Annotated in this window: 21 protein-coding genes; 14 read left to right on the top strand and 7 right to left on the bottom strand. The window is 65.9% G+C overall.

Going from position 1 to position 23,829, the window contains the following annotated elements:
* Positions 1 to 27: 27 nt before the first annotated feature.
* On the bottom strand, positions 28 to 1,494 hold the full coding sequence (locus E6C72_RS23065; RefSeq protein ID WP_109084496.1) for a chemotaxis protein CheW: 1,467 nt from the start codon (positions 1,492 to 1,494) through the stop codon (positions 28 to 30).
* Between the two features lie 332 nt (positions 1,495 to 1,826).
* On the opposite strand from E6C72_RS23065, the gene E6C72_RS23060 reads away from it, so the two are divergent.
* Positions 1,827 to 2,255, top strand: coding sequence for a hypothetical protein (locus tag E6C72_RS23060; protein ID WP_109084495.1), 429 nt, complete (start codon positions 1,827 to 1,829; stop codon positions 2,253 to 2,255).
* A 51-nt stretch (positions 2,256 to 2,306) separates the two neighbouring features.
* On the top strand, positions 2,307 to 2,951 hold the full coding sequence (locus E6C72_RS23055; RefSeq protein ID WP_109084494.1) for a hypothetical protein: 645 nt from the start codon (positions 2,307 to 2,309) through the stop codon (positions 2,949 to 2,951).
* Positions 2,952 to 2,981: 30 nt separating this feature from the next.
* Here the strand turns inward: E6C72_RS23055 and E6C72_RS23050 are convergent, their stop codons facing one another.
* Complete coding sequence (locus E6C72_RS23050) at positions 2,982 to 3,386, bottom strand: DUF6524 family protein (RefSeq protein ID WP_109084493.1); 405 nt, start codon at positions 3,384 to 3,386, stop codon at positions 2,982 to 2,984.
* Positions 3,387 to 3,454: 68 nt separating this feature from the next.
* The gene (locus tag E6C72_RS23045) at positions 3,455 to 3,865 is read right to left on the bottom strand and encodes a DUF6524 family protein (RefSeq protein WP_109084492.1); all 411 of its coding nucleotides are present in this window, start codon (positions 3,863 to 3,865) and stop codon (positions 3,455 to 3,457) included.
* A 187-nt stretch (positions 3,866 to 4,052) separates the two neighbouring features.
* Here E6C72_RS23045 and E6C72_RS23040 point away from each other — a divergent pair, with 187 nt between their 5' ends.
* The 4 genes from E6C72_RS23040 (at position 4,053) to E6C72_RS23025 (ending at position 8,772) form a co-directional block, all read left to right on the top strand.
* Positions 4,053 to 5,177, top strand: a complete 1,125-nt coding sequence (locus E6C72_RS23040) for a hypothetical protein (RefSeq protein WP_109084491.1) — start codon at positions 4,053 to 4,055, stop codon at positions 5,175 to 5,177.
* Positions 5,174 to 6,694, top strand: a complete 1,521-nt coding sequence (locus E6C72_RS23035) for an ATP-binding cassette domain-containing protein (protein ID WP_109084490.1) — start codon at positions 5,174 to 5,176, stop codon at positions 6,692 to 6,694. The genes E6C72_RS23040 and E6C72_RS23035 overlap by 4 nt, the downstream gene beginning before the upstream one ends.
* A gap of 93 nt (positions 6,695 to 6,787) precedes the next feature.
* Positions 6,788 to 7,666, top strand: a complete 879-nt coding sequence (locus E6C72_RS23030) for a COG4223 family protein (protein ID WP_247875510.1) — start codon at positions 6,788 to 6,790, stop codon at positions 7,664 to 7,666.
* A gap of 20 nt (positions 7,667 to 7,686) precedes the next feature.
* Positions 7,687 to 8,772, top strand: coding sequence for a hypothetical protein (locus tag E6C72_RS23025; RefSeq protein WP_109084489.1), 1,086 nt, complete (start codon positions 7,687 to 7,689; stop codon positions 8,770 to 8,772).
* Between the two features lie 73 nt (positions 8,773 to 8,845).
* Here E6C72_RS23025 and E6C72_RS23020 read toward each other — a convergent pair whose 3' ends face one another.
* The 4 genes from E6C72_RS23020 to E6C72_RS23005 all read right to left on the bottom strand — a co-directional run bounded on the left by E6C72_RS23020 (position 8,846) and on the right by E6C72_RS23005 (position 12,358).
* Positions 8,846 to 9,904: a tetratricopeptide repeat protein gene (locus tag E6C72_RS23020; RefSeq protein WP_109084488.1), complete on the bottom strand. Its 1,059-nt coding sequence runs from the start codon at positions 9,902 to 9,904 to the stop codon at positions 8,846 to 8,848.
* Positions 9,905 to 9,937: 33 nt separating this feature from the next.
* Positions 9,938 to 10,885, bottom strand: coding sequence for a COG4223 family protein (locus tag E6C72_RS23015; protein ID WP_158280117.1), 948 nt, complete (start codon positions 10,883 to 10,885; stop codon positions 9,938 to 9,940).
* A gap of 568 nt (positions 10,886 to 11,453) precedes the next feature.
* Positions 11,454 to 11,780, bottom strand: coding sequence for a hypothetical protein (locus E6C72_RS23010; protein WP_199228687.1), 327 nt, complete (start codon positions 11,778 to 11,780; stop codon positions 11,454 to 11,456).
* An 89-nt stretch (positions 11,781 to 11,869) separates the two neighbouring features.
* On the bottom strand, positions 11,870 to 12,358 hold the full coding sequence (locus E6C72_RS23005) for a hypothetical protein (protein ID WP_109084486.1): 489 nt from the start codon (positions 12,356 to 12,358) through the stop codon (positions 11,870 to 11,872).
* 353 nt (positions 12,359 to 12,711) lie between these two features.
* On the opposite strand from E6C72_RS23005, the gene E6C72_RS23000 reads away from it, so the two are divergent.
* From E6C72_RS23000 to E6C72_RS22965, 8 genes are all read left to right on the top strand, one after another.
* Positions 12,712 to 14,373 (top strand): efflux RND transporter periplasmic adaptor subunit, encoded by a 1,662-nt coding sequence (locus tag E6C72_RS23000; protein ID WP_109084485.1) that lies wholly within the window; start codon positions 12,712 to 12,714, stop codon positions 14,371 to 14,373.
* A gap of 37 nt (positions 14,374 to 14,410) precedes the next feature.
* Positions 14,411 to 14,971, top strand: a complete 561-nt coding sequence (locus E6C72_RS22995) for a hypothetical protein (RefSeq protein WP_109084484.1) — start codon at positions 14,411 to 14,413, stop codon at positions 14,969 to 14,971.
* Positions 14,972 to 15,010: 39 nt separating this feature from the next.
* A complete protein-coding gene (locus E6C72_RS22990; RefSeq protein WP_109084483.1) occupies positions 15,011 to 18,121 on the top strand; it encodes an efflux RND transporter permease subunit in 3,111 nt (1,036 codons plus the stop codon).
* A 203-nt stretch (positions 18,122 to 18,324) separates the two neighbouring features.
* Complete coding sequence (locus tag E6C72_RS22985) at positions 18,325 to 19,140, top strand: IclR family transcriptional regulator (protein WP_199228686.1); 816 nt, start codon at positions 18,325 to 18,327, stop codon at positions 19,138 to 19,140.
* A 131-nt stretch (positions 19,141 to 19,271) separates the two neighbouring features.
* The gene (locus tag E6C72_RS22980) at positions 19,272 to 20,015 is read left to right on the top strand and encodes an SDR family oxidoreductase (RefSeq protein WP_109084482.1); all 744 of its coding nucleotides are present in this window, start codon (positions 19,272 to 19,274) and stop codon (positions 20,013 to 20,015) included.
* A 78-nt stretch (positions 20,016 to 20,093) separates the two neighbouring features.
* On the top strand, positions 20,094 to 21,668 hold the full coding sequence (locus E6C72_RS22975) for a sugar ABC transporter ATP-binding protein (RefSeq protein ID WP_109084481.1): 1,575 nt from the start codon (positions 20,094 to 20,096) through the stop codon (positions 21,666 to 21,668).
* Positions 21,665 to 22,738 carry an ABC transporter permease gene (locus E6C72_RS22970; protein WP_247875509.1) on the top strand — a complete coding sequence of 358 codons (1,074 nt, stop codon included), beginning with the start codon at positions 21,665 to 21,667 and terminating at the stop codon, positions 22,736 to 22,738. The genes E6C72_RS22975 and E6C72_RS22970 overlap by 4 nt, the downstream gene beginning before the upstream one ends.
* 58 nt (positions 22,739 to 22,796) lie before the next feature.
* Positions 22,797 to 23,741 carry an ABC transporter substrate-binding protein gene (locus E6C72_RS22965; protein WP_109084479.1) on the top strand — a complete coding sequence of 315 codons (945 nt, stop codon included), beginning with the start codon at positions 22,797 to 22,799 and terminating at the stop codon, positions 23,739 to 23,741.
* Positions 23,742 to 23,829: the final 88 nt, after the last annotated feature.

Raw genomic sequence — 23,829 nt, 5'->3', positions numbered from 1 at the left:
TCCTGATGTGGTTCGAAAATGACGGACTCAGACGGAACCGGTTTCGGGCATCGTGTCGGGGACGACCCAACCCAGACGAGAGGCGGCGAGACATCGTCGCACCGGCATGGGCAAAGCCGAGGGCGGTGGCAGGTGGCTGCGCAGGCGGTAGAGCCAGCGGCTGCTCTCCTCCTGCAGCCCGGCGGCAAGGCCGACGGCGTCGAAGATCAATGTGGCCAGCGGCGGCAGCGGATGCGCCTCAAGCCAGGGCGCTTCCGGTTCCGCGATCACCGACGTCCGGTCGACGGACAGGACGAAGGGGGGAGCACCCTCCGGCCTCACCCGGATCAGCCTCCCGCATTGCACCGCGGACCGCCGCCCCAGCGCTACGGCGGCATCGAAAACGGGAAGGGCACCCGGTGTCCGCTCCGAAACCGGCGCGCTGTCGGGCTCCAGCACCCGGTCGATCAGGGCCAGCGGCAGAGCCAGCCCGACATCCGCCGCCTGGACGGTCAGCACCGGCTCCACCTGTCCATCATCCGTCACAGCGGACGGCGCGCATGATATCGCGGCAGCGTCGCCGGCCGGCCAGCCGAACAGGGCGGCTGCGTCGATCATCGGCACGGGCGGCATGCCGGGCCGGTCGAGCCACAGCTGCGACGCGCCTCCCGGCAGAGTTATCGCGACGATCTGCCGCGGATCGCAGGGCGTCACCTCGACAACCCGGTCGACCAGCACCGCGGCGCGCTGCCCGCTGAAGGCCAGCACCACCGCCCAGCGTTCGCCAGTCCCCTCCTTCCGCTCTAGCGGCGGAATCGGAAGGACGTCGGCCAGGCTGCGGGCCGGCAGCAGAAAATCGTCAACCCTCACCAGCGCATCGACGCCATCCGCCCGCAAAGGCAGCCGACACGCAACAAGCCCGACACGCTCGATGGTCACTCCCGATCGCGCGTCAAATGGTCCGGCATCGGGAGTGGTCACGGAGAGCGCGGCGGTCACGGAACCGCAACTGACGAAAAGCAGGGAAACCGCTGTCATTATCGGGAGAGGCGCCACGAGGGTCCTGCGCCCGGCGGCCGGCGACACCCAGGGAGCCAGATGAGCAAGGACATCCGGACCGGCACCCGTCGCCGGCACAGCCCCGCCCTTGCGCGTCACCGCATCGACGCGCAGCGCGACACCGCCGTCACCGGAGGCAACCACGAGCAGGGCGCCGCCTGGCCTCCGCGCTCCCGAATCAGCGGCGGGCTCCACGGCGCAGTCCACGACAGCAAAGGGCCGGCCTTCGATGCAGGCAAGCCCGCGAACCGTCGCGGGAGCATGGGGAATGGGCGTCAGGCTGACCGAAGGCTCGGCGACGAACAGCACGTCATCGGCAGCAAGAGTCCATTCCACCCCGCCGTCCCTGATGGTCAGGGTGTCCGCCGACGTTTCGGCGCCGAGCGTGCCGTCAGGAGCGGTGGCCAGCGGATGGTCAGGCGGTTCCGTCCAAGGCTCGGCAACTCCCCGGGCCATCCGTTGTCCCTTACGCGAATTAGATTTCTTCCACGGACTGTACCCCGGATCGGCAGTAAGTTGAAGGTGCGTGTTGCCGATCGACCGCATCCGACGAACGCGCCGGCATGCCGGCGTAAAAGTTTTGTTAACTGTATCCGATCAACGTGCGGGCGTGACAAGCAACGGGTGCCGTGAAAAGTTGTTGCCTTCGCCTCCGCCTTTCGAATTACTCTCATAGGGATATGTTACCCGGATAGGGGCCCCAGCGCCTGTCCGGGTAAGGGCACCCGTGCTTTCCGTCGTCGCAAGTTCGCTGTTTCAACTCGCCGTTTCCAAATCCAGGATCCGCAATGGCCGATACCGAAGATCCGCGCCGCAGATTTGCCGACCTTGTCAAGCTGAGCGGCCTGACCAGCAAGTTCATCGATCGTGATGCGGAGCGCCGTGTCCTTGAGGAAGGCGTGATCCGCTGCGGTCTGTCGCTGGACGAGGCGCGCGGCATGATGCGGGCCGTCGCGGACGACAATGACTATGTCTTCGAGAGCGAGACCGAACGCCGTGTTCGCCAGATCCTCGACAAGCAGGCCGGCAAGAAGGGCAAGATCAGCAAGAAGCAGTTCGATCAGACCGCTTCGATCTTGCGCGACTTCACCAACAGCTCCATCGGCGAGCAGGAAGCGCGGCGCCAGGTCAAGCGCATCATGATCGAGAATGGCTGGAAGCCGCGCCGCGCCGGTATCCTGCCGACCCAGCGCTGGTACAAGGGCATCGAGGTCTAGGAGACCGGGCTGGCGTAGGCGCGCTGTTCTCAAGGCTTCGGGCAATGAGCGATGGACGTTCTGAACCTCCTTTCGTCTGCCGCGTCCGACGCCGTCGGGGTGCTGCTGATCGTCGTTCCGCTGCTGCTTTACCGCTGGCTGACGGATAGCGTCGCCCATTGGCCTGCCTATGGCACGATGAGGAAGGACAAGGCGGCGATCGCCGGCTTTCTGATGGGCATCTGCCTCGTCGCGGTGACACCCCTGCCGGGTCAGCCGCTGAGCTTCGACAGCATCTTCAACCGCGGCGGCCCCTGGGATATCGACATGGACGCCTTCGGCGATCTGGTGCTCGACCGGATGGCCGCGGCACCCGTGCTGCTGCTTGACCGGCTGATCCTGGACGACGAGCGGCTGAACCTGACCCTGGGCGTCGCCGCCGCCGGCGCTCTGCTGGTCGGTCATGCCATCGGCGGATTTCTCCGGCTGCGCTGGCGGCGGGCGGTTGCGACTGTCGTCTTCGATCAGATCGTGGCTGCGATGACCGCTATCCTGACGCTCTATGCCGCGATGCTGGGCCTATGGCTGTGTAACCGGCTGAATTTCTGGATTTTCCTCGTTGGCATCCTGGCGATCCAGGAATACCGCTACAATCTGTTTGGCCTGTTCCCCCGCCATCGCCACTTCCGCCTGCCCCGCTTCCGCCTGCCGCAATAGGCCGGCATCGGGTGGCGCGGCCGGCATGGCTTACGGCGGCGGGTAGATGACCTGCGAGGTGCCGATGACCCGCCGCTTGAAATGCGCCCAGCACAGGCCGGCGGCCAGCGTGACCGACGCCAGCGTCAGCATCAGATAGCCGGTCCAGAACGGCGCCTGACCGTCGAACACGTCGAAATGGCGCAAGGTCATGTAGCCGCTCAGCAGGATCGCCGCCGAAATTCCGATGCCGAGCACGCCCAATGCCAGCCACGCAATGCGTAGATAGACGACATAGATGGCGAACAGCAGCACCCCGACCGCGGCCTTCGCCGACAGGCGCGTGCCGTCATCCTCGCCGATCCAGGCGAGGTACGAGTACCCCGCCGGGTTCCAGGTGGCGAACAGCAGCAGGAAGCAGCTGAGCGTGCGGACGATGTAGCCATAGAACTTCACGAGGCCGGCTCCTCAACCAGCGTTTCGGAGGCCAGCTTTTTTGCAGCCAGCGCCCGTGGCGAATTGGGTCAAGGCGGAATGACGTTCTGCGAATCGACCTGTCCGGACAGCCGGTAGCGAACCAGGGACCAGCTGAAGCCGGTGCCCAGGAGCGTCGCCACCCCGGTCAGCAGGGTCAGCGTCAGGGTGGTTGGGTTGTCCAGATCGAGCAGACCGTAATCCCACAGCATCCACACCGACACGCCATAGATGACGGCGACCAGCAGCATCCCGATCAGCTTCATCGACCGGTAGGTCGCCAGCACATGAGTATAGATCAGGAAGATCATGACGGTGCCGACGAACAGCTTCAGCGTCCAGTGCCCGGTGTCCTCCATGCCGATCCAGTGGTAATAGGAATAGCCAGAGGGGTTGTAGGTGCCGAAAACCGTAAGCAAGGTCAGCAGCATCCTGACGATGAATCCCGCGGTCGTCAGCATCGGAAAGCCTGCGAAGGCAAGGGGAAGGCCTGGATCGCCACTCTACCGGACCGGGCCTCCGCCGGCCAGCCCTCTTGCCGGTCCGTTTGCGTGACAAAGCTGCTTTACAATCCGACGCCGGACACGTGTTATCGCTGCGTCCGTCCGCGCATCGGAAGGTCCACACTGCAAGAGGTTATCCGGGTCCGTGCGCGCCTTAACCGTCATGTTCGGCCGACCGGCGGCGATGGCCGCCAGCATCGGCCTTGCGATTCTGTTCCTCTCCGCGGGCTGGACCGCGCTGCCGACACGGCACGCCCCATCCACCCTGGCCTACCGCCTGCCGGACGGCGACCCTGCCGCGGGGGACGAAGCCATGCCGGTCTTCGTCCTGCGCCCCGACCATTCGACGCTGCGCGCCGGCGTCGCCCGGATGCGGATGGGCGGACGGATCGACGTCACGCTCTACGACCCGTCGGACCCGGAACTGACCCAGGAAAGCGAGGGGTTGCTGTTCAACGCCGACCTCAGGGTCCTGTGGCTTCTGGCATCGGACGAGGAGCGCACCGCGCTGCGGCAGGGCATCGAAAAGCTGGGGGTGGGCCTGCGCGACGCCATCGACGCGGTGCTGCGCTCGCCGGAATTCAACGACGAATACCGCTCCGTGCTGAAGGATGTCGGCCGGCAGGCCATCGACACCGCTTGGCGCCATCCCGGCACCAGGGCCGCCTATGACGACTTGGTGCGCAGCGCCGAGCCTGTCCTGCGCGAGGCGATCGGCCGCGACCTGCGGGGCATCGTGATGAAACGGGCCGAGCCGATGGTGTGGGACATGCTATCGGCCAATGTCGGTTCGGTGTTCAAGCTGTTTCAGGACCAGCCGTGGAACCTCACGCCGGTCGAACAGGCGCTGGAGAGCATCCAGCGCGATGTGCGAGAACAGGGGCTGGTCGAGAAGACGACACAGCGCATCCTGGACAGCTGGCAGGCCAAGGCCTTCATGCAGACCTTCGCCAACAATGCGATGGATGCCATGGTCCGGGATCCGCGGATGCGCGATGCGGTGCACCGGCTGCTGACCGACCAGCGGCTCGGCGCCTACCTGACCCCGGCCTCCCAGCCGGCGAGCGAACTGGCCCGGCTGGCGCCTCAGGTCCTGTTCGGCGTCCATCCGCAGTCGGACCTGAACGCGCTGGCCGCCTATATCTTCCGCAGCTTCATCACCGGCCGGCCCGGCCGGCTGGTCATCCTGACCAGCCCGCGCCAGCGCGACCAGATCCTCGCGCTCGACCGCTTCGCCCCCCGGCCTCTCTTGTATGGCGTGCCGCAATGACCACCACGAACAACGCGCTCGAAATCGCCGGGCTCGGCATCCGCCGCCCGACCGGTGCGGTCCTGGTGCGCGACGCCACATTCACCATCAAGCCGGCGGAGATCGTCCTGCTGGTGGGGCCAAGCGGTTCGGGAAAATCCACCATCGTCAAGCTGCTGGGCGGCCTGCTGGAAACGGGGCCCGGCGGCTGGGGGGTCACCGGCCGGCTGACCTGCGGCGACCGCACGCTCAACCTTGAGACCGAACGCAGCCAGGTCGGCGGCATCGTCTTTCAGGACCATGCGCTGTTCAACGACCTGAGCGCACTGGAGAATCTGCGGATCGCCGCCGATCATGCCGGCCGGCCGCCCGCCCCGGCTCTGCTGGCCGATGCGACGGCGCTGCTGGGCGACATCGGCGTCCATAAGACCGTCGCGTCGTGCAGTGGCGGACAGCGCCAGCGTCTGGCCATCGCGCGGACCCTGCTGGCCGACCGTCCGGTTCTGCTGTTCGACGAGCCCAATTCCGGCCTCGACGTGCGGATGGCGCGGCGGCTTGGCGAACTGATCCGCGACCTGTGCGTCGGCATGGGAAAGCCGGCACTGATCGTCGCCCATCATGTCAAGGATCTGCTACCGGTGGCGGACCGGGTGCTCCTGCTCGACACCCGCACGAGACGGCTGGTGGAAGTGCCGAAGGACGCCGACGCGATCGAGGCCGAGCTGATGAAGCTCGACACCGACAGCGCGGCGCCAGCGGCGATGGTCGCCCCCCAAAACGGCGAGGAACAACGCAACCCGTGGCCATCCTCCATTGGCCACCGGTCGCGGCTCTACTGGTTCGGCCGCTACATGGCAGAGTATTTCTGGGAATTGTGCGTGTCGCCACTGATGCTGATCTACATGGGAGCGGGGGCGCTCATCATGGGATTCGTCTCGATGTGGTTCGGCTTTCACTACAACTCCTTCGGCGGTTACCTGAAATCACTGCTGCATGACGAAACACTGGTCGGGCTGGGTCTGGTCCAGGGCACGGTGGCGGTGCCGTTGATCTCCAGCATCCTGTTCGTGGCGCGCAACAACGCCATCATCGCCGCCGACATCGGCAACCGCGTGCTGTCCTCGCAGTTCAAGGCGATGGACAATCTGGGGATCACCGCGCGCACCTACATCTATTCGGCCATCCTCATCAACATGGTGATGGGGGCGCTGATGCTGCTGGTGCTGTCGCTGGGTGTGGCGAGCTGGAGTTCGATGCAGACATGGCACATCCAGTTCCCACAGCAGAATTTCGAGCTGTGGCGCGAGCAGTTCTTCCAGAAGCTGATCCTGGAAGGCGACCATGTGACCCCCCGGATGGGATGGGTCCTGCTGAAGGTCGGGCTCAGCGCCCTGCTGGCCGGTGCGGCGGCCATCGTCATCGGCGGCGGCCGCAAGGAGTCGGTGCTGGAGATCAATGCCGCCATCGCGCGGTCGATCATCGTCGGCGTCACCCTGACGCTGCTGGTCCACGCCGTGATCTCGGTTCTGACACTGTAATTCCGACACTCATTCGCAAGCGCTTTCGTGTGGTGCGCGCGATGGATATATGCGGTACAGTATGAGCGCATTATACAACTGAGAGCCGTGGTCATGACGAGCGACAGTGATTCCAACGCCGGCGCCACCCCGGCATCCCCTGCTCACCATCATGGCCATGATGACCTGCCGCCCCGCCGTCCTGACGGCAGCAGCCGCCCGGCCATGCTCGTGGCGCTGGCGGCACTGGCGGCGACGGTGACCGCCCCTTACTGGACGCCGCCGGTTTACCGCTTCCTGCATCTGCGTCCGCCGGGGGTCGAATGGCAGGCCCGGCAGGATGTGGAAACCGGCAGGCTGGTGCAGTCGCTGTCCGAACTGGACCGCCGTTTGGCCGAGCTGACCGACGCCGTGGCAAAGACCAACAAACAGACGGCCGGTTTCAAGGCTACCGAGGCGGGCATGGAGACGCAGGTTCGCGTCATTGCCCTGCTGCAGCTGCGCGGGATGATGCGGCGGCCGGTGCCCTTCGACGCCGAGCTGAAGGTGGTGAAGGCCTTCGGTGGAACCTTCGACACGCTGGCTCCGCTGCTGGAGAGCGTCGAATCCTATTCCAGTATCGGCATTCCGCTGGAACTCCAATTGCGCCGCGAGTTCGCCGGGCTGGCCGATATGCTGGCCTATACCGAAACCCGGCCATCCATGGTGCATTGGCTGACCAACTTCACGGGCTGGTCGAAGGACCCGGCCCCGGCGGAGGAAGCGGCGCATCCGGAACGGCCGTCCAGCATCGCGGCACGGGCGCAGGCCCGGCTGGCGGAAAACGACCTGCATGGTGCCGTAGAGATCCTCGCTGCACTGGAAGGCGACGCGGCGGCAGCGGTGCGGCCATGGCTTGGACAGGCGCAAGCACGGCTGGCGGCCAATCAGGCCGACGACATCATCGCCGAGTATGTCGCCACCACCCTTGGCCGCTTCCTGAACCGGACCTGACCGGTATCCATGGCGTTCGGATGCTCGATCTCCTGTTGCCGCGGCACCGCCCCATGGTGACAGCCGTGAGGCGCATCGTCGGACTTGGGCTGCTGGCTGCGATCGCCACGGCAAGTGCTGTCTGTGCACCAGCGATGGCCCAATCCGCCAAGCTGGACTCGGCCAGCCCCGGTAGGGTGCTGGACGAACCGGTCGCAATCGTGCGCAGCGGGCGGACCGGAGACCCGGCGCCGCCGGTTGTGATGGCCAGATCCGACTGGGAGGCATTCCTCGCCGAAACGCGTTTTGCCCGTGTCCGCGCGACGGTGACCGCCACCGAGGATGCCGAGGCGCGGCTGCGGACTGCCATCGACGAGACGACCGCCGTCATGCGGGCGGAGATCCCGGCCTTCGTCGGATGGCGCTTTTCCTTTTTCACCACCTATCGCCTGACATTTACCGCGGTCAGCGGCGTCGTCAGCGGCACCGATCCTGAATCGGCCGTTAAGGTCGCGGTAGCCGAGCGTTTCCGCGAGATGGTCCTGAAGCCGGTCATGGTGCGCACGCGGCTTACCCAGGCGATGGACGAGGTGACGCTGAACGCCACAAGGCAACGGGAGGCCTTCATCGCCGAACGCCGGATCGCGCTGGACCGGCTGGCTCAAGAGCGCGGCGGGGCATCAACCGGCGCGCCGGTCGCCGTCATGGTGTCCGAGGCCGACGCACTCGGCCTCCCTCCCATGTCTTCCGTCCGTCCGGCGCTGCCGGTGTCAGACCCCAATGACGAGGTCGGTTGGCTGGGGCAGCGTGAGGCGCTGGTCATGGCGGGCCGACAGGCAGCGCGGCGCGGTGTTGGTGTCGTCGTCGAGCCGACAGTCCTGGCGGTGGCTCCGGTGTCGCTGGCGGAAACCGCGCCCTTCCTGATCAGCGCGGCAGCCGGAGCGACGGTGCTGGGTGCCGGTCTGGCTATCGAGTTGGTAGCGCTCAAGCTTTGGGAATCGACCGAGCGCGAAGCACTGGAGGAAGAGGCGCATAGCGCGCTGAACCGATACCACCAGGAACTGTCGGGGATCGTCTCACCGATGGCCGGTGCCTTGATTGCAGGCACTCTCGGCACTGCCCAATAAGCCTAAAAACAGTGATCCAAAAAAAAGCCCCCGAAAGTGGGGGCCTCTTTATGTCGATCGCGCCGAAGCCGGGTCAGTTGGTCAGCACCTGATTCAGCTCCGCAGCATAGAGCATACGCTGCGGAGCCCGGTCGATGGCGCGCTGAATCATCTCCCGCCCTTCCTCGGCTTTGCCCTGCTGCCGAAGAAGCTGACCGAGCTGGTAGTAGGCGTCGGCATACATCGGATCGACCGCGATCGCCTTCCGCATCATCTGCGCGGCCTCGTCCATCCGGCCCTGCCGCATCAACGCTACACCCCATTGGGTGTAAGCATGCGGCGTACGGATGTCGCCCTTTACATCACGGTTCAGCACTTCCTTGAACTTGGCGATGGCCTGATCGTACTGCTTCATGTCAAGCAGCGCGTTGCCGGTGTTGTAGACCGGCAGCAGGAAATCGGGCTTCAGCTTCAAAGCCTCGTTGAAGCGCTCGATGGCCTCCTGCGGCTTGCCCTGCTGGGTCAGAACCAGGCCATGCAGGTTGTACGCCCAATGCAGGTCGCTCTTCGGCAGATGGACCATGCAATAGCGCACCTCACGAATCGTGCTGGCAAAATCCTTCGAATTGGCGTCGCGCGTCGTCTCGTACATGTAGGAGGCGACGACGTACGGATCGATGAAGCGGACGATATCGACCGCCATTTCGTGCAGGATCTGGTCGGGATCCTTGCCGGAAATGCTGCGATTGAACGGCTTGCGGCCATTGTAGCCGTAGCCGCGCACCGACAGTTGCAGGTCGTCGCCGCGGGTGACCATGTCACCGTTGAAGGTGAAACGGATCAGCCCCAGCATTTCCTGCGTCGCGCGGACCGGTTCGGCGAACTGGAAATAGTCGCTCAGCGCATTGACCGCGGAATCGTCGTCGGGCAGCGAGAAGTCACGGATGTCCTTGACGGTACGCGCCTTCTGATCGATCGAGCGCACCTCGTTTGCAAGGCGGGCCGCCATGACCTTTGGCGTGTATCCCTGGGATTCGATGGCGTTGGGAACCCCGATATCGTGGAACATCACCGCGCTGGTGTCGAAGACGACCGCGTAGCCGAGAAGCGCCGACAAGGCGAGCACCGGAAGCGATAACAATCCGAAATCCATGCTTCTCGCCCCCTCCGAGTTTCCCGTTTCTTTTCAGCGCTTTTCCGCCGTAAGCAGTTCATCCATGCGGCGGGTCAGTTGCAGCGATGCCTGGTCGGCGGCCACGCGTGCCCGCGCATCGGTCAGCCACGGCGCCGCGGCTTCCGCCTGCGCACCCTCCAGCAGGGCGATGCGCTCGGCGGCGCCGGGAAGGTCGCCGGCCTCCAGCAGGATGCCGGCCCGGGCCAACAGCGCGGACGGACGGTTCTCATCGCCGGTCGCCTCTTCGGCCGGCGGTCGCAGCACCGTCGTCACGCCGGTGACCCAGCCCCACATCGCGTTCCCGACACCGCTCGGCCCACCGCCCAGCTCGGATCCGAGCACGGAGGGCACCAGAAGGGCGAAGCGCGCCACCAGATCGTCACGCGTCGGCACGCCCTCCACGGCGCGCGGCGCCAACCCGTCCAAAAGCTTCGCCAATTCCCCATCCACGATGCCCGCCAGACGCGCCAGCGCCAGTTCGGCATGGAATGGCGTAGGGCGCGACAAGGCGGCGCGCAACTGCCTCGCCGCCATCACGTGGATGACCGGGGAGATGCCGGACAGGTCGGACGATGCCTTCGCAGCCTGGGCAACGCGCCCCTCCAGCCCGGCAACCGCCTTCTCGATCCCGGCGATCCGGTCGGGCAACGGAGCCGTGGCGGCGGCTGCCGTATCCAGCCTGCGTTCCAATGAATCGATGCGGGCAGACAAATCCTTCAGCGCCGTGCCATGTGACTGCAAGGACAGCAGCACGCCGCCGATCGCCGCGATGCCGACGACCGCGGCCAGGATGGGCATGGTCTTGCCCGAACCGCGGCCCGGTGGGTCCTGGAATGCCACCGCAGCACCTTGCCCGCCCGCAGAGCCCGCCGCGGATGGAGGGGCCCTATCCGCCGACTGCGACAGATGCGGCGGCGGATTGGCGACATCCTGTTCGCCGGCCAGATTGCTGGTCGTCATGTTCCGATTCCCTGACATGGCGGTGACGGCTGGCGATCACCTTCAGTTTCAATCGATGGTTCCGGCGGCAGGGCCGCCAGACACCAAAGGGTTCTGCTGAAATTCATAGGGTTGGCCACGGAGATAATCTGAAGGCCATATACCGCAAAGGTACCTCAAAAGAGGGGCTTGAGAAAGCCCTCTACGCTCTCTAACCGAAAGGACTTCCTCACTTTCAGCAGCGTACGGCCAGTCACGCCGGAATGATCGCCTGCATGACGGGGACGTTTCGATCCCGGACTTCGTCACCATTTGCAGCACAACGTCTGATTATATTTGGCAATCCTCGAATGGCCGCCGTCGTGCCGCCGCAATCGGCCAAGCCATTGATTGCACATGTGGTCGCACGGGTCCCCCGCTGGCCCAGCGCACGCAAGGGTGCGACCATCCATGTGCAGGAAGCGCAATAACGGGATTGGCGCCTAGGCCGGACGCTATGGGCGGCCGGCACAAGGAGCCTGAAAAAGGATTATGAGAAAACGATGTGGCGAGCAGAGCCGTCCGCTTTGGAAACCACCCAGGCGCACCCTCAGTTGGCTTCGGCGACCGACGTCTGATAGCGCATCGGCGTGGCACGCGAAGGCATCGGCTGCGTCGCATACCACCAGTTGCCGATCAGGGCGCCGGCAATGCTGCCGACCACCGTCGTGAACGGCCCTTCCGCCAGCGCGCTCATGCCCACGCCGCCGGCGATCATGCCGACACCGATCGCCAGCGCCTGATTGGGCGACATGCCGAGAATCGTCGACGACGCGGGCGGGGGGACAGGGACAGGGGCCGGAACCGTCTGAGCACCCGCGCTCAACGGCGCGATTGCCAGGAACGCGGCGAACACCATTGGCGACAGCATGCGCATGGGATCTACTCCGGACATTGGGGAACCGGTACCAAGCTACCACGAAAATGCGGCCACCGCCATTCGCCCCGATCGCCCGGACGTGAGCGTCATCGCAGTGCGGCGGGCTGTGCATCGGTCAGGATCCGATCCCCGTCCAGCCGCGGCGGCGGACCGCCTTTCACCGCCGTACCCGATTCACCCGACGCATCCGCCGGCGCATATCCGAATAGCGGGAGGGCGGAGAGGAAAGCGCCGATGGTGCAGCCCGCCCCAAAATACGCGACCACCTCCCCCAGAGCTGCCCCGACCGGCGCCGCCCCGGCACCGCCGGTTCCCGCCGCCGTCAGCGCCCCGGATGCAACCGCCAGACCGGTGACCCCCAGTCCGAGCAGCGCACAGCCTGCGGCCTGCCGTTCGGCGACCTCCCGCTCCCCTGATGGTGTGGCGATCTCCGCGAGCGCCGGCCAGGAACCGTTCCCGCTGCCGGAACCGGCAGCCGCGGCGGCCAATGCCGGCGAGGCCGCCACCGATGCCGCGATGATCATGCTGGCGGCCATGACAGCCGCCACGCCTTGCCCGATCGGCCGGATGGGCATCTCGCGATCTCCCTCGATGGGTTGCACGACTCCATAAATTTGGCCGCCTCGCCGGTGCGTCGATGACGCATCCGGTGCCGCCGGCGCATTCGCGACGTACCGCCGGGGAGGCGTCGGGATTGCTCGTCCGTGCCCCGTGGGTGACACGGTTGGCGCTAAGGATACTTTTTCGCGGAGGTGAAGGGGCTCCAGCAGGGCATAGGCTACAGGGGCACAGCCAGCCCCGATCGCGCCCCGGTCATCCACGCTCAGAAGCGGCACCGATTGCCGGACGAATCCGCATCGCCGCGCTTGCTATTTCTTTATAACCTTTGACAGACTCTCTTTCAGAGTGTGTCCGAGGGTTCGCATTTATGGTCATCAATCGTCCGGCCCGCCGTTTCGCCCGCCGTTCGAAGCGGGCCGCTGTCGCTCTTTCCATAGCGATTGCCGCGGCATCGCCCGTTGCCGCGCACGCCGGCGGCGCCGAACAACCGCAGGCAGTGCAGCCGCAGGCGGCAACGGCGAACGCGTCGGCCGCGGGTGCCGCCGGCCCCGCCAAACCGACCGCACAGCCGCCGACACCCGCCGGCGGGCTCGAATCGATCACACAGACGGCAGGGGCCGCGGCCGGCTATCTCTACCAAGGCTCCACGGGGCTGCTGTGGTCGGCGGGCGACATGCTGTCGTCGGCCTATACCGGCATCGGGCAGGCACTCTACGAAACCGCCTACATGATGGGTGTCAACAAGACACCCCTGCCGCGGCCGGAGTTCGTCGACACCGCGACCGATCACGCCCAGGCTCCCGTCATGGAGTCGGCGGCTCCCGTGGTCCCGACGACAGCGCCGGCGCCGGTCCAGGAGACGGCGCAGCCCACCGCCGCCTCGCCAGCCCAGGAGACGGCCGCCGTACCCGATTCCGCTGCGGAGACCGCCGCGGCTCCGCCGCCTGAACCGGCGGAGGAGCAGGTGCGTGCGCCACTCCAACCCATTCCGGCCGGCTTGCTGGCGAATCTGGTCTATGACCGCTCCGCCCGGAATGCCGACGGCTCCTATTTCGTTCCGAAGGGCCTGCAACGCATGTTCGAGGTGCGCACCGAACGCGCCGCCGTCTCGGAGGTGCGCGCCGTCCGCAAGCTGAACGGCCGGGTGGTGCCCGATCCCAAGGCGCATGGCCGCGTGGAAGCCGGGCTGCTCGGCCGGTTCGAGGCGCCGGAAACCGGTATCCCGGTCGTCGGCGACGAGGTGCGCAAGGGCCAGATCCTCGGCATGGTGGTGCCGGTGGTCGGCGTCGTCGACCGCAGCAGCGTCCGGCGCGAGATCGCCCGCCTGACCAACGAGATCCGCATCACCGCGGAAAGCTTGGAGATCACCAAGCAGTTCAGCTTCGTACCCTTCCGCGAAGGCAAGGTGATCCAGTTGGAAACCCGCCTCCAGGGCCTGCGACAGGAACGCGAGGCGTTGCTGCCGCTGCTGAAGACCCAGGAATATCTGCGGGCACCCGTCGACGGGGTGATCGCGTCCTCCACCGCGGTGACCGGACGCGTCACGCAGCCGGGAGAGATGGTGTTCGACATCGTGAACCCGAAGCAACTGTGGGTCGAGGTCACTGTGCCCGATCCGACCATCGCCGCCGAAGCCTCGCCCGGTTCGCGTGCAAGCGCACGGACCCCGGAAGGGCAGAGCATGGCCGTCACCTACATGGGCAGCGGCCCTTCGGTCCGTCAGCAATCGATCCCGATGCTGTTCCGTATCGACAACCCGCCGAAGGGCCTGCGGGTCGGCCGGCCGGTTGCCGTGCTGATGCCGGGCGAACAGGCCGCCACGCGCGGCATGCCGGTCCGCCGCGCCGCCGTCGCGGTCGGAAGCGACGGCATCCAGCAGGTGTGGGAACAGACCGAGCCTGAGACGTTCGTTCCGCGCGTGGTGCAGACACAGGACATCGACGCCCAGACCGTCCTCGTCCTGAACGGCGTGACCGAGGGAGCCCGGATCGTCGTCCGCGGCACCGGCCTCATGACACAGCTGCAATAAGGGGAGGATGCGAACGATGCACCAGACCGGATGCAGGATGGGCCGCCTCCGACAGGCCATAGCCGCCGCCCTCATCGGGGGGCTGACAAGCGGCCTGACTGTCCTTGCCGCGCCGGCCCTTGCCGACGACGGTGGCGACGGGGCGTCCAACCGGGCCCCACGCTCGGCTATGGAGATGTGCGACCTTGGCGTCGTCCTGGTGGTCGCCGACGACAGCCTGCAGGCCTATGTCGACCGGATCGCCGACAATGCGCCGGCCGAAGATGCAGTGATCACCGTCACCCGCGCCCACAGCCGCTCGCCGCTGGCGATGCAGAAAGTGGCGGACGGCCTGTTCACCGCACCCTACAAACCCGGCCGCGGCCTGCGGGAGGACAACCTCACCGTGGCGGTCGGCACATCCGCCGGCAGTTGTGAAGCCAAGACGAAGCTGGTTCTGGAATCGGCACCGCCGGTGCCCGTCCGTGGCGTAGGCTTCGGCCGCCTGCTGACCATTGCGCTGGTGTCCGGCCTGATCGGGTCGGCGGTCACGATTCTGCTGATGCAGCGGCGGGCCCGCCGCTCGGCGGTCGCCATCCCGCTCGCCAAAGCCACCTGACCTCATCCGCTCCGCCCTCCACCCGCTGAGGCCCCATCGATGTTTCAGGCGATCGTCGCCTTCAGCCTGCGCCAGCGCGTCTTCGTCCTCGTCGCATCGGCCGTCCTCGTCGCCTGGGGATTGTTCGTCGCGCGGGACGTGCCCATCGACCTGCTGCCGGAATTGCGCCAGCCGACGGTCAACGTCGTCACCGAAGCAGGCAGCCTCGCGGCGGAGGAGGTGGAACAGCTGGTCACCCTGCCCATCGAATCGGCGCTGAGCGGTATCGCCGGGGTGACGCGCGTGCGCAGCACCTCCAGCGCCTCCTTCTCGCGGGTGCTGGCGGTTTTTGCCTGGGGAACCAATCCGCAGCTGAACCGCCAGCTGGTGATGGAGCGCCTTGCGCAGGTGCGCGACCGTCTGCCGGCCGGGCTTCAGCCGCAGTTGGCGCCGATGTCGGCGGCGACCGGGCTGATCATGCATATGGGCGTCACCGGCGGGGCGGACCCGATGGCGCTGCGGGACTATGTCGAGCTCGTGCTCCGCCCCCGCATCCTGGCGCAGGAGGGCGTGGCCCAGGCCTTCCTGATCGGCGGTCAGGTGAAGACCTTCCGCTTCACGCCCGACCCGGTCGCGATGAATGACCTCGGCATCACGCTGCAACAGGTGGAACAGGCGCTGACCGCCTTCGGCACCAACAGCAGCGGCGGCTTCGCCGAGGCGCGCGGCCAGGAATTCCCGATCCGCAACATCGGCAAGTCCAGCCGGCTGGAGGACATGCGCAAGCTGGTCGTCGCCTACCGCGACGGCACGCCGGTGCTGCTGAGCCAGATCGGCAGCGTGGAGTTCTCGGCAAGGCTGAAGCGCGGCGAAGGCGCCTTCAACGGCATTCCGTCGGTGAATGTCGCCATCGTCAAGCATCCGTCGGCGAACACCGTGCAGGTGGATGCGGCGGTCCGGCAACTGCTGGCCGATATGCAGGCCACGGCACCACCGGGAATCGTGCTGGGCCAGATCTCCTACAGCCAAGCCGACATGATCAACGAGGCGATCGGCAATGTCGGCGACATCCTGCGCGACGGCATGATCATCGTTGCGGTCGTGCTCATGCTATTCCTGGCGAATGTCCGCTCGACGGCGATCTCGCTGCTCGCCATTCCGATTTCGCTGGTGGTCAGCGTGCTGGTCTTCCACATGATCGGCGTGACCCTGAACACCATGACGCTGGGCGGCATCGCCATCGCACTGGGTGAACTGGTCGATGATTCGGTGGTCGACGTGGAGAACATCCTGCGCCGGCTGGGCGAGAATCGGAAACGGCCGAAGCCGGAGCCGGTCATGACCGTCATCGCCCGCGCCTCGCAAGAGGTGCGGTCGGGCATCGTCTATGCGACCGCCATCATCCTGCTGGTCTTCATCCCGCTGTTCGCCATGCCGGGCCAACCCGGCCGGATGTTCGGTCCGCTGGCGATGGCCTACATCGTGTCGATCTTCGCCAGCCTGGTGGTCTCGATCACGATCACGCCGGTGCTGGCCTCCTACTTGTTCCCGCGCATGCGCGGCCTTGAGCATTCGCATGAAGGCCGGTTCATTTGCTGGCTGAAACAGCTGAACCGCCGTGGCCTGATGTGGGTGTTCGACCGGCCGCGCCAGGTACTGATCGGGGTCGGCATCACCGTGGCACTGGCCGCGGCCTCGGTCCCGCTGCTGCCGCGCTCCTTCCTGCCGGATTTCAATGAAGGCAACATCTATGTCACCCTTCTGCTGAACCCGGGAACTTCATTGGAGGAGTCCAACCGGATCGGCCATATGGCCGAGCAGATCATCATGCAGGTGCCGGAGGTGAAGGCGATGTCGCGCCGTGCCGGCCGATACGAGCAGGATGCCGACGGCGATCCGGTCAACGACAACGAGATGCCGATCAAGATCGTGCTGGATCACGGCCGCACCCGGCAGGAGGTGATGGCCGACATCCGCCGCCGGCTGTCGATCTTCTCCGCCGACCTGTCTGTGACCCAGTTTCTGACCGAGCGCATGCAGTCGGAGGACAGCGGTGTCCGCGGCGCCATCATTCTGAAGATCTACGGACAGAATCTGACCACGTTGCGGATGCTGGCGGAAAAGTTCCGCGAGAAATTCTCCAACATTCCGGGACTGGTCGACCTTCTGGTCGAGCAGCAGCAATTCACACCGCAGCTGCGCGTTACAGTCGATTATGAGCGGGCGGAGATGTTCGGCATCACGCCGGCCGTGATCACCCAGGCGCTGGAGAGCTTCTCCGGTGGGCGGACAGTGTCGCAGATCATCGACGGCCTGCGCCGCTATGACGTGGTCATGCGCCTGAACGACGGCGACCGTGCCCCGGAAAAGCTGGGGCTGCTGCGGATCGACACACCGTCGGGCTCCGTCGCGCTGTCGTCCTTCGCCACCGTCTCGGTCACGCCTGGCCCCAGCCTGATCCTGCGCGAGGATGCGGTGCGGCGCATCGCGGTGATGGCGAACACCGACGGGTCGGATACTGCCAAGATCGTCGCCGAGATGCGAGAGCTCATCGCCTCCACCCCCCTGCCCGTCGGCTATCGCACCAGCCTGGAAGGCAGTTTCCGCGAAGGTGAAACCGGCCGAATGATGATGGCGATCCTGACGCCCATCTCCATCGCCCTGATCTTCCTGGTTCTGCACCAGCGCTTCCGGTCCTGGCGGCTATGCCTGATCGTCATGGGGAATATCCCGCTGGCGGTGGCGGGCAGCATCGCCGCCCTGTGGATTTCCGGGCAGGATTTGAGTCTGGCGGCACTGATCGGCTTCATCGCCGTGACGGGTGTCGCCGTGCGCAACAGCCTTCTGAAGGTCAGCCACTTCATCAACCTCAACCTGCATGAAGGCATGCCGATCGGGCGGGAGCTGATTCTGCGCGGCTGTGCGGAACGGCTGACGCCGGTGCTGATGACCGCGATGGCGGCGGGATTGGCATTGATTCCGCTGCTGTTCGTCAACGACCGGGCCGGCACCGAGATCCTTCAGCCGGTGGCTGTGGCGATCTTCGGCGGGCTGATCAGTTCCACCCTGCTCGACACCTTCACCACGCCACTGCTGTTCGAACTGTTCGGCCAGCGCGAAATCTGCCGGGTCATCGCCACCGACTCCAAGCTGGCCTACGAAACATTCTGACCGATCGCCATCGGGGCGCGGCCGTTCGGTCGCCGCGCCCCGGCCGGCCCGTATTTTCCCCCGCCCTCTTTGAAATCCGTCGGATCTTCCCCTGGTTGGAGGAGAACCTCACCCGCATGCCGGCAGTCCTCCATTGTTTTTCCCGTGAATCCGGAGAATCATAGGTAAAACGGAGCCGCATCGGCAAAAGAGGGGACGCCATTGTGAACGGGACCGATACCGATCCGACCGACATGTCTGCCGATACGCCCGAAACTCCGGACCGGGAGCGGCGATATTCAGCCCCGGCACTGGAAAAGGGGTTGGACATCCTGGAATTCCTATCCGAATGCCGCGATCCGCAGTCGTTGCAGCAGATCGGCGACGGGGTGGGCCGGACCAAGGGCGAGATCTTCCGCATGGTTTCGGTGCTGGCGCAGCGCGGCTATATCGAGCGGCTGGAGGGTGACGACCGTTTCCGGGTCACCGACCGGCTGTTCCGGCTGGGCATGAACCGGCCGGTGAATCGCTCGCTGATCGAGATCGCCCTACCCTTCATGAACGCCTTTGCCGAGAAGACCGGCTATTCCTGTCATCTTGCCGTGATGTCGGGCACCCAGATCGCCGTGGTGGCGCGGGTGGAGAGCACCAGCCACATCGGCTTCACTGTTCGCATCGGCTACCGCCAGCCGCTGGTCCTCACTGGCTCCGGCCATTGCCTGATGGCCTTCACAAGCGCCCGGCGCCGCCATGCCCTGTATGAAGAGTTGCGGCGGGAGGATCCGTGGATCGACCTGGATGCGCTGACCCGCAACCTGGACGCCATCCGCGCCGCCGGCCATGTCGCCCGCCCAAGCGGAATCACGGAGGCGGTGGTCGATCTGTCCTGCCCGGTGATCGACCGTCGGGAGGGGGGGGCGGTTGCCGCCCTGACCTGCCCCTATCTGCGCACCCGGCAGGTTCCGAAGGAGCCGGAAGAGATCCTGGCCGCGCTGGACGAAGCCACCCGGCGTATATCGGAAATCTTTTCGTTGGACTGACAGATAGATTTACAGGCGCAATGGCGATGTGTATATAAAACAGACGATCCGCAGCACGGATTGTGGCAACCACGATGATCCCGGCGAAATCGAAACAGACCGGACATCGAGTTGGGGGGAAACACACCGCCATGACCGCCAGACTGCAGGGCAAGACCGCCATCGTCACCGCCGCGGCACAGGGAATGGGCCGGGCTGCCGCACTGGCCTTCGCGGAGGAGGGCGCCAGCGTGGTGGCGACCGACATCAACGACGGCCTGCTGGCCGAACTGGACGGCACACCCGGTATCACCATCCGCCGGCTGGACGTCTGCGATCCCGCGGCGATCCGCGCTTTCGCGGCAGAGGTTCCGGCACCTTCGGTGCTGTTCAACTGTGCCGGCTATGTCCATGCCGGTACGGTGCTCGACTGCCCCGAGGAGGATTTCGATTTCGCCGTGACCCTGAACGTCCGGTCGATGTACCGGATGATCCGGGCCTTCCTGCCAGGAATGCTGGAATCCGGCGGCGGGTCCATCGTCAACATGTCGTCGGTCGCCTCCTCGATCATCGGCGCGCCGAACCGCTTCGTCTACGGCACCACCAAGGCCGCGGTGATCGGCCTGACCAAGTCGGTCGCCGCCGATTACGTCACCCGCGGTATCCGCGTTAACGCCATCTGCCCAGGTACTGTGGACAGCCCGTCGCTGCATGACCGCATGCGGGCGCTGGGGGATTACGACACCGCGCGGGCCGCCTTCATCGCCCGCCAGCCGATGGGCCGGCTGGGCACGGCGGAGGAGGTGGCGAAGCTGGCCGTCTACCTTGCATCCGACGAGTCCTCCTTCATGACCGGACAGGCCATTGCCATCGACGGCGGCTGGACCAACACCTGACCGGGCCCCGGTCGGTTCGGCTGCTCCGCAAGGACGACAAAAAACGGCAGTGCCAATCGCACTGGATGGGAAGGAGCCATGCAGCAAGCGTCGCTCGACACAGCCCCCGAGCGGTTCCCCCATCCGTGGGCGGGAACCGAGCTGCTGAGGCTGGACAACATCACCAAGCGGTTCCCCGGCGTGCTGGCGCTGGCTGGCGTCGGCTTCGACCTGCGGCGCGGCGAGGTCCATGCGCTGTGCGGTGAGAACGGCGCCGGCAAATCAACGCTGATGAAGATCATCAGCGGCCAATATCAGCCGGACGAGGGCGGCATCACCTACAAGGGCGAGATCCGGCGCTTCACCTCCTCGCTCGACGCCGAACGGGCCGGCATTGCCATCATCCACCAGGAACTGAACCTCGTCCCGCATCTGAGCGTGGCCGAGAACATCTTCCTGGCACGGGAGCCGAAACGCGGCTGGTTCATCGACCGGAGCGCATTGCGCCGGCAGGCCCAGTGCTGTCTCGACCGGCTCGGCGTCGACATCCGTCCCGACGCGCCGGTGAAATCGCTGTCGGTCGCACAGTGCCAGATGGTGGAAATCGCCAAGGCGCTGTCGCTGAACGCCGAGATCGTCATCATGGACGAGCCGACCTCGTCCCTCACCGAATCCGAAACCGCCCTGCTGTTCCAGGTGATCCGGGAACTGAAGGAGCAAGGGGTGGGGATCGTCTACATCTCGCACAGGTTGGACGAGATGGCGCTGATCGTCGACCGCGTCACGGTTCTGCGCGACGGGCGTTACGTCGACACCCGCAATTTCGCCGACACCTGCGTCGACGAGATCGTAGCGCTGATGGTCGGCCGCTCACTCGACGACAAGTTCCCGGAGCGGACATCCGTCCCCACCGCCGACGTGCTGATGGAGGTGCGCGGGCTGACCCGTCGCGGCGTCTTCCACGATGTCGGGTTCGAGTTGCGGCGCGGCGAGATCCTCGGCTTCGCCGGGCTGATGGGCGCCGGCCGCACCGAGGTGGCGCGGGCGATCTTCGGCGCCGACCCGCTGGACGCCGGAACCATCCGGCTGGGCGACGGCGAGATCGAGGTGAAGACCCCGCGCGACGCCATCGCCCACGGCATCGCCTACCTGTCCGAAGACCGCAAGAGCCAGGGTCTGGCGGTCAAAATGTCGGTCACCCAGAACCTGACGCTGGCCAACATGGAGGCGGTGTCGAACGCGCTCGGCTTCATCGACCGCAAGGCGGAAGAGCAGGCGGCGTGGCGCTACATCCAGATGCTGTCGATCCGCACGCCGTCGCCGCACCAGGTGGCCCGTCTGCTGTCCGGCGGCAACCAGCAGAAGATCGTCATCGCCAAGTGGCTGTTCCGCCAGTCGCGCATCCTGTTCTTCGACGAGCCGACACGCGGCATCGATGTCGGCGCCAAGTTCGCCATCTACCAGCTTCTCGACCGGCTGGCCGCCGAGGGGATCGGCGTCGTGCTGATCAGCTCCGAATTGCCGGAGATCCTCGGCCTGACCGACCGCGTCGCCGTCTTTCACGAAGGCCGGATCACCGCCGTGCTGAACACGCGCGCAACCAGCCAGGAAGAAATCATGCATTTCGCCTCGGGCCACGGCCGCCCGGTGGCACCGGGAGCCGAAACGACATGAGCAACCCTACGACGAAGGTTCTTGAAACAGCCGTTTCCCCGCATCAGCCGACGAGCGATGGCCCGCAAGCGATGAACGGCCGGATGATGAACGACCGGCGCAAGGATCTGATCCAGAAATTCGCGGCACTCGCCGGACTCCTGGTGCTGGTAGCCGTCTTCTCCACGACCAGCGACGCCTTCCTCAGCGTCGGCAACGGCATGACGATCGCCTTGCAGGTGACCTCCATCGCCTATCTCGGCATCGCGGCGACCTGCGTCATCATCACCGGCGGAATCGACCTGTCGGTGGGCTCCGTCCTGGCGCTGGCCGGCGTGGTGGCGGCGCTGGCGGTCAAGGCGGGTGCGCCGGTGCCCTTGGGCATGGGGCTGGGCATCCTGGTCGGCGCCTTCTGCGGCCTGCTGAACGGGCTGTGCGTCACGCGGCTGAAGCTGCCGCCCTTCATCGCCACGCTGGGCATGATGATGGTGGCGCGCGGCGTCGCGTTGCAGATCACCGGTGCCCGCGCCGTGTCGGGCCTGGGCGAATCCTTCGGCGAACTTGGCAACGGCGCAATGTTCCGCATCGTCCGCATCGGCGAGGACGGCTTTCCCGACGTGGTCTTCCCCGGCATCCCCTATCCGGTGGTGCTGATGGTGGTGATCGCCATCGCCGTGGCCATCATGCTGAGCCGCACCACGCTGGGCCGCCACATATACGCTGTCGGGTCGAATGCGGAAGCCGCCCGGCTGTCCGGCGTCAACGTCGCCGGCGTCACCCTGTTCACTTATGTGCTGTCCGGCACACTGGCCGGCCTGACCGGCTGCGTGCTGATGTCCCGCCTCGTCACCGCCCAGCCGAACGAGGGCGTGATGTACGAGTTGGACGCCATCGCCAGCGCCGTCATCGGCGGAACCTCGCTGATCGGCGGGGTGGGCACGATCTCCGGCACCGCCATCGGCGCCTTCGTGATCGGCATCCTGCGCAATGGTCTGAACATGAACGGCGTATCGGCCTTCACCCAGCAGATCATCATCGGTCTGGTCATCCTGCTGACCGTCTGGATCGACCAGATCCGCAACCGGCGCTGACCGGCGTTATCGACCAGCAAACGTCTGCCCAAGAACGAACCAAATAGGGAGTGAAACCATGAAGCGCTTCGTTTCGGCCTGTCTGGCGTCCGCCATCGCGCTCGCCGCCGGTTCCGCTCTGGCAGCGGATAAGGAAATTGCGGTGGTGGTGAAGACCGTGAACTCCACCTTCTGGCAGAATGTGCAGAAGGGTGCGGCCACCGCCCAGAAGGAGGCGGACGGCTACACCATGACCTTCCAGGGTCCGGCGTCGGAATCGGCCATCGCCGATCAGGTCAACATGGTCGAGAATGCGGTGAACCGGAAGGTCGCCGGCATCGTGCTCGCCCCCTCCGACCCCGATGCGCTGGTCCCGGCCCTGAAGAAGGCGTGGGAGGCGAAGATCCCGGTCGTGCTGATCGACTCCGCGATTTCCGACGCCGGCAAGCAGTATTATCAGGCTATGCTGTCCACCGACAACGTCAAGGCGGGCGAGCTGTGCGCCAAGGCGCTGATCGACAAGGTCGGCACCAGCGGCAAGATCGCCGTCATGTCCTATGTCGCCGGTGCCGGATCGGAGATCGGCCGGGTCGGCGGCTTCACCAAATACATCAAGGACCATTCCAAGCTGGAGATCGTCGGCCCCTTCTATTCCCAGTCGCAGATGGCGACGGCGCTGAACCAGACCACCGACGTGCTGGCCGCCAACCCCGACCTGAAGGGCATCTTCGGCGCCAACGAGCCGACTGCCATCGGCATGGGCCGCGCGCTCGCCCAGAGCGGCAAGGCCGGCCACATCACCGCGGTCGGCTTCGACGGCAACCAGGATCTCCAGGGCTTCGTCAAGGACGCCACGCTGGAGGCCATCGCCGTCCAGGGCTCCTACCAGATGGGTTATCTGGGCGTGCAGACGGCGGTCAAGCTGACCAAGCGCGAGAAGGTCGAAAAGGCGATCGACACCGGCGTGGTGCTGGTGACCAAGGCCAATCTGGCGACGCCGGAAGCCCAGAACGTCCTGTACTGATCCGGTTTCCCACCGACCGGTTGCATAGCTCCTTCTCCTGGCCTTGGGCGTGCGCGACGCCCGGTCCCTCGCCGCGCACGCCACTTTC

It is taken from the genome of Azospirillum sp. TSH100 (assembly GCF_004923295.1).
Taxonomy (GTDB): domain Bacteria; phylum Pseudomonadota; class Alphaproteobacteria; order Azospirillales; family Azospirillaceae; genus Azospirillum.
The sequence above is the reverse complement of the archived record's forward strand: the minus strand, read 5'-3'. Positions and strand labels throughout refer to the sequence as shown.

What these genes read in the sequence shown, in the direction of transcription:
- E6C72_RS23065 (WP_109084496.1), bottom strand. Translation starts at nt 1,494, where the DNA reads ATGGCCCGGGGAGTTGCCGAGCCTTGGACGGAACCGCCTGACCATCCG.
- E6C72_RS23060 (WP_109084495.1), top strand. Translation starts at nt 1,827, where the DNA reads ATGGCCGATACCGAAGATCCGCGCCGCAGATTTGCCGACCTTGTCAAG.
- E6C72_RS23055 (WP_109084494.1), top strand. Translation starts at nt 2,307, where the DNA reads ATGGACGTTCTGAACCTCCTTTCGTCTGCCGCGTCCGACGCCGTCGGG.
- E6C72_RS23045 (WP_109084492.1), bottom strand. Translation starts at nt 3,865, where the DNA reads ATGCTGACGACCGCGGGATTCATCGTCAGGATGCTGCTGACCTTGCTT.
- E6C72_RS23035 (WP_109084490.1), top strand. Translation starts at nt 5,174, where the DNA reads ATGACCACCACGAACAACGCGCTCGAAATCGCCGGGCTCGGCATCCGC.
- E6C72_RS23030 (WP_247875510.1), top strand. Translation starts at nt 6,788, where the DNA reads ATGACGAGCGACAGTGATTCCAACGCCGGCGCCACCCCGGCATCCCCT.
- E6C72_RS23025 (WP_109084489.1), top strand. Translation starts at nt 7,687, where the DNA reads ATGCTCGATCTCCTGTTGCCGCGGCACCGCCCCATGGTGACAGCCGTG.
- E6C72_RS23020 (WP_109084488.1), bottom strand. Translation starts at nt 9,904, where the DNA reads ATGGATTTCGGATTGTTATCGCTTCCGGTGCTCGCCTTGTCGGCGCTT.
- E6C72_RS23015 (WP_158280117.1), bottom strand. Translation starts at nt 10,885, where the DNA reads ATGACGACCAGCAATCTGGCCGGCGAACAGGATGTCGCCAATCCGCCG.
- E6C72_RS23010 (WP_199228687.1), bottom strand. Translation starts at nt 11,780, where the DNA reads ATGCGCATGCTGTCGCCAATGGTGTTCGCCGCGTTCCTGGCAATCGCG.
- E6C72_RS23005 (WP_109084486.1), bottom strand. Translation starts at nt 12,358, where the DNA reads ATGCCCATCCGGCCGATCGGGCAAGGCGTGGCGGCTGTCATGGCCGCC.
- E6C72_RS23000 (WP_109084485.1), top strand. Translation starts at nt 12,712, where the DNA reads ATGGTCATCAATCGTCCGGCCCGCCGTTTCGCCCGCCGTTCGAAGCGG.
- E6C72_RS22995 (WP_109084484.1), top strand. Translation starts at nt 14,411, where the DNA reads ATGGGCCGCCTCCGACAGGCCATAGCCGCCGCCCTCATCGGGGGGCTG.
- E6C72_RS22990 (WP_109084483.1), top strand. Translation starts at nt 15,011, where the DNA reads ATGTTTCAGGCGATCGTCGCCTTCAGCCTGCGCCAGCGCGTCTTCGTC.
- E6C72_RS22980 (WP_109084482.1), top strand. Translation starts at nt 19,272, where the DNA reads ATGACCGCCAGACTGCAGGGCAAGACCGCCATCGTCACCGCCGCGGCA.
- E6C72_RS22975 (WP_109084481.1), top strand. Translation starts at nt 20,094, where the DNA reads ATGCAGCAAGCGTCGCTCGACACAGCCCCCGAGCGGTTCCCCCATCCG.
- E6C72_RS22970 (WP_247875509.1), top strand. Translation starts at nt 21,665, where the DNA reads ATGAGCAACCCTACGACGAAGGTTCTTGAAACAGCCGTTTCCCCGCAT.
- E6C72_RS22965 (WP_109084479.1), top strand. Translation starts at nt 22,797, where the DNA reads ATGAAGCGCTTCGTTTCGGCCTGTCTGGCGTCCGCCATCGCGCTCGCC.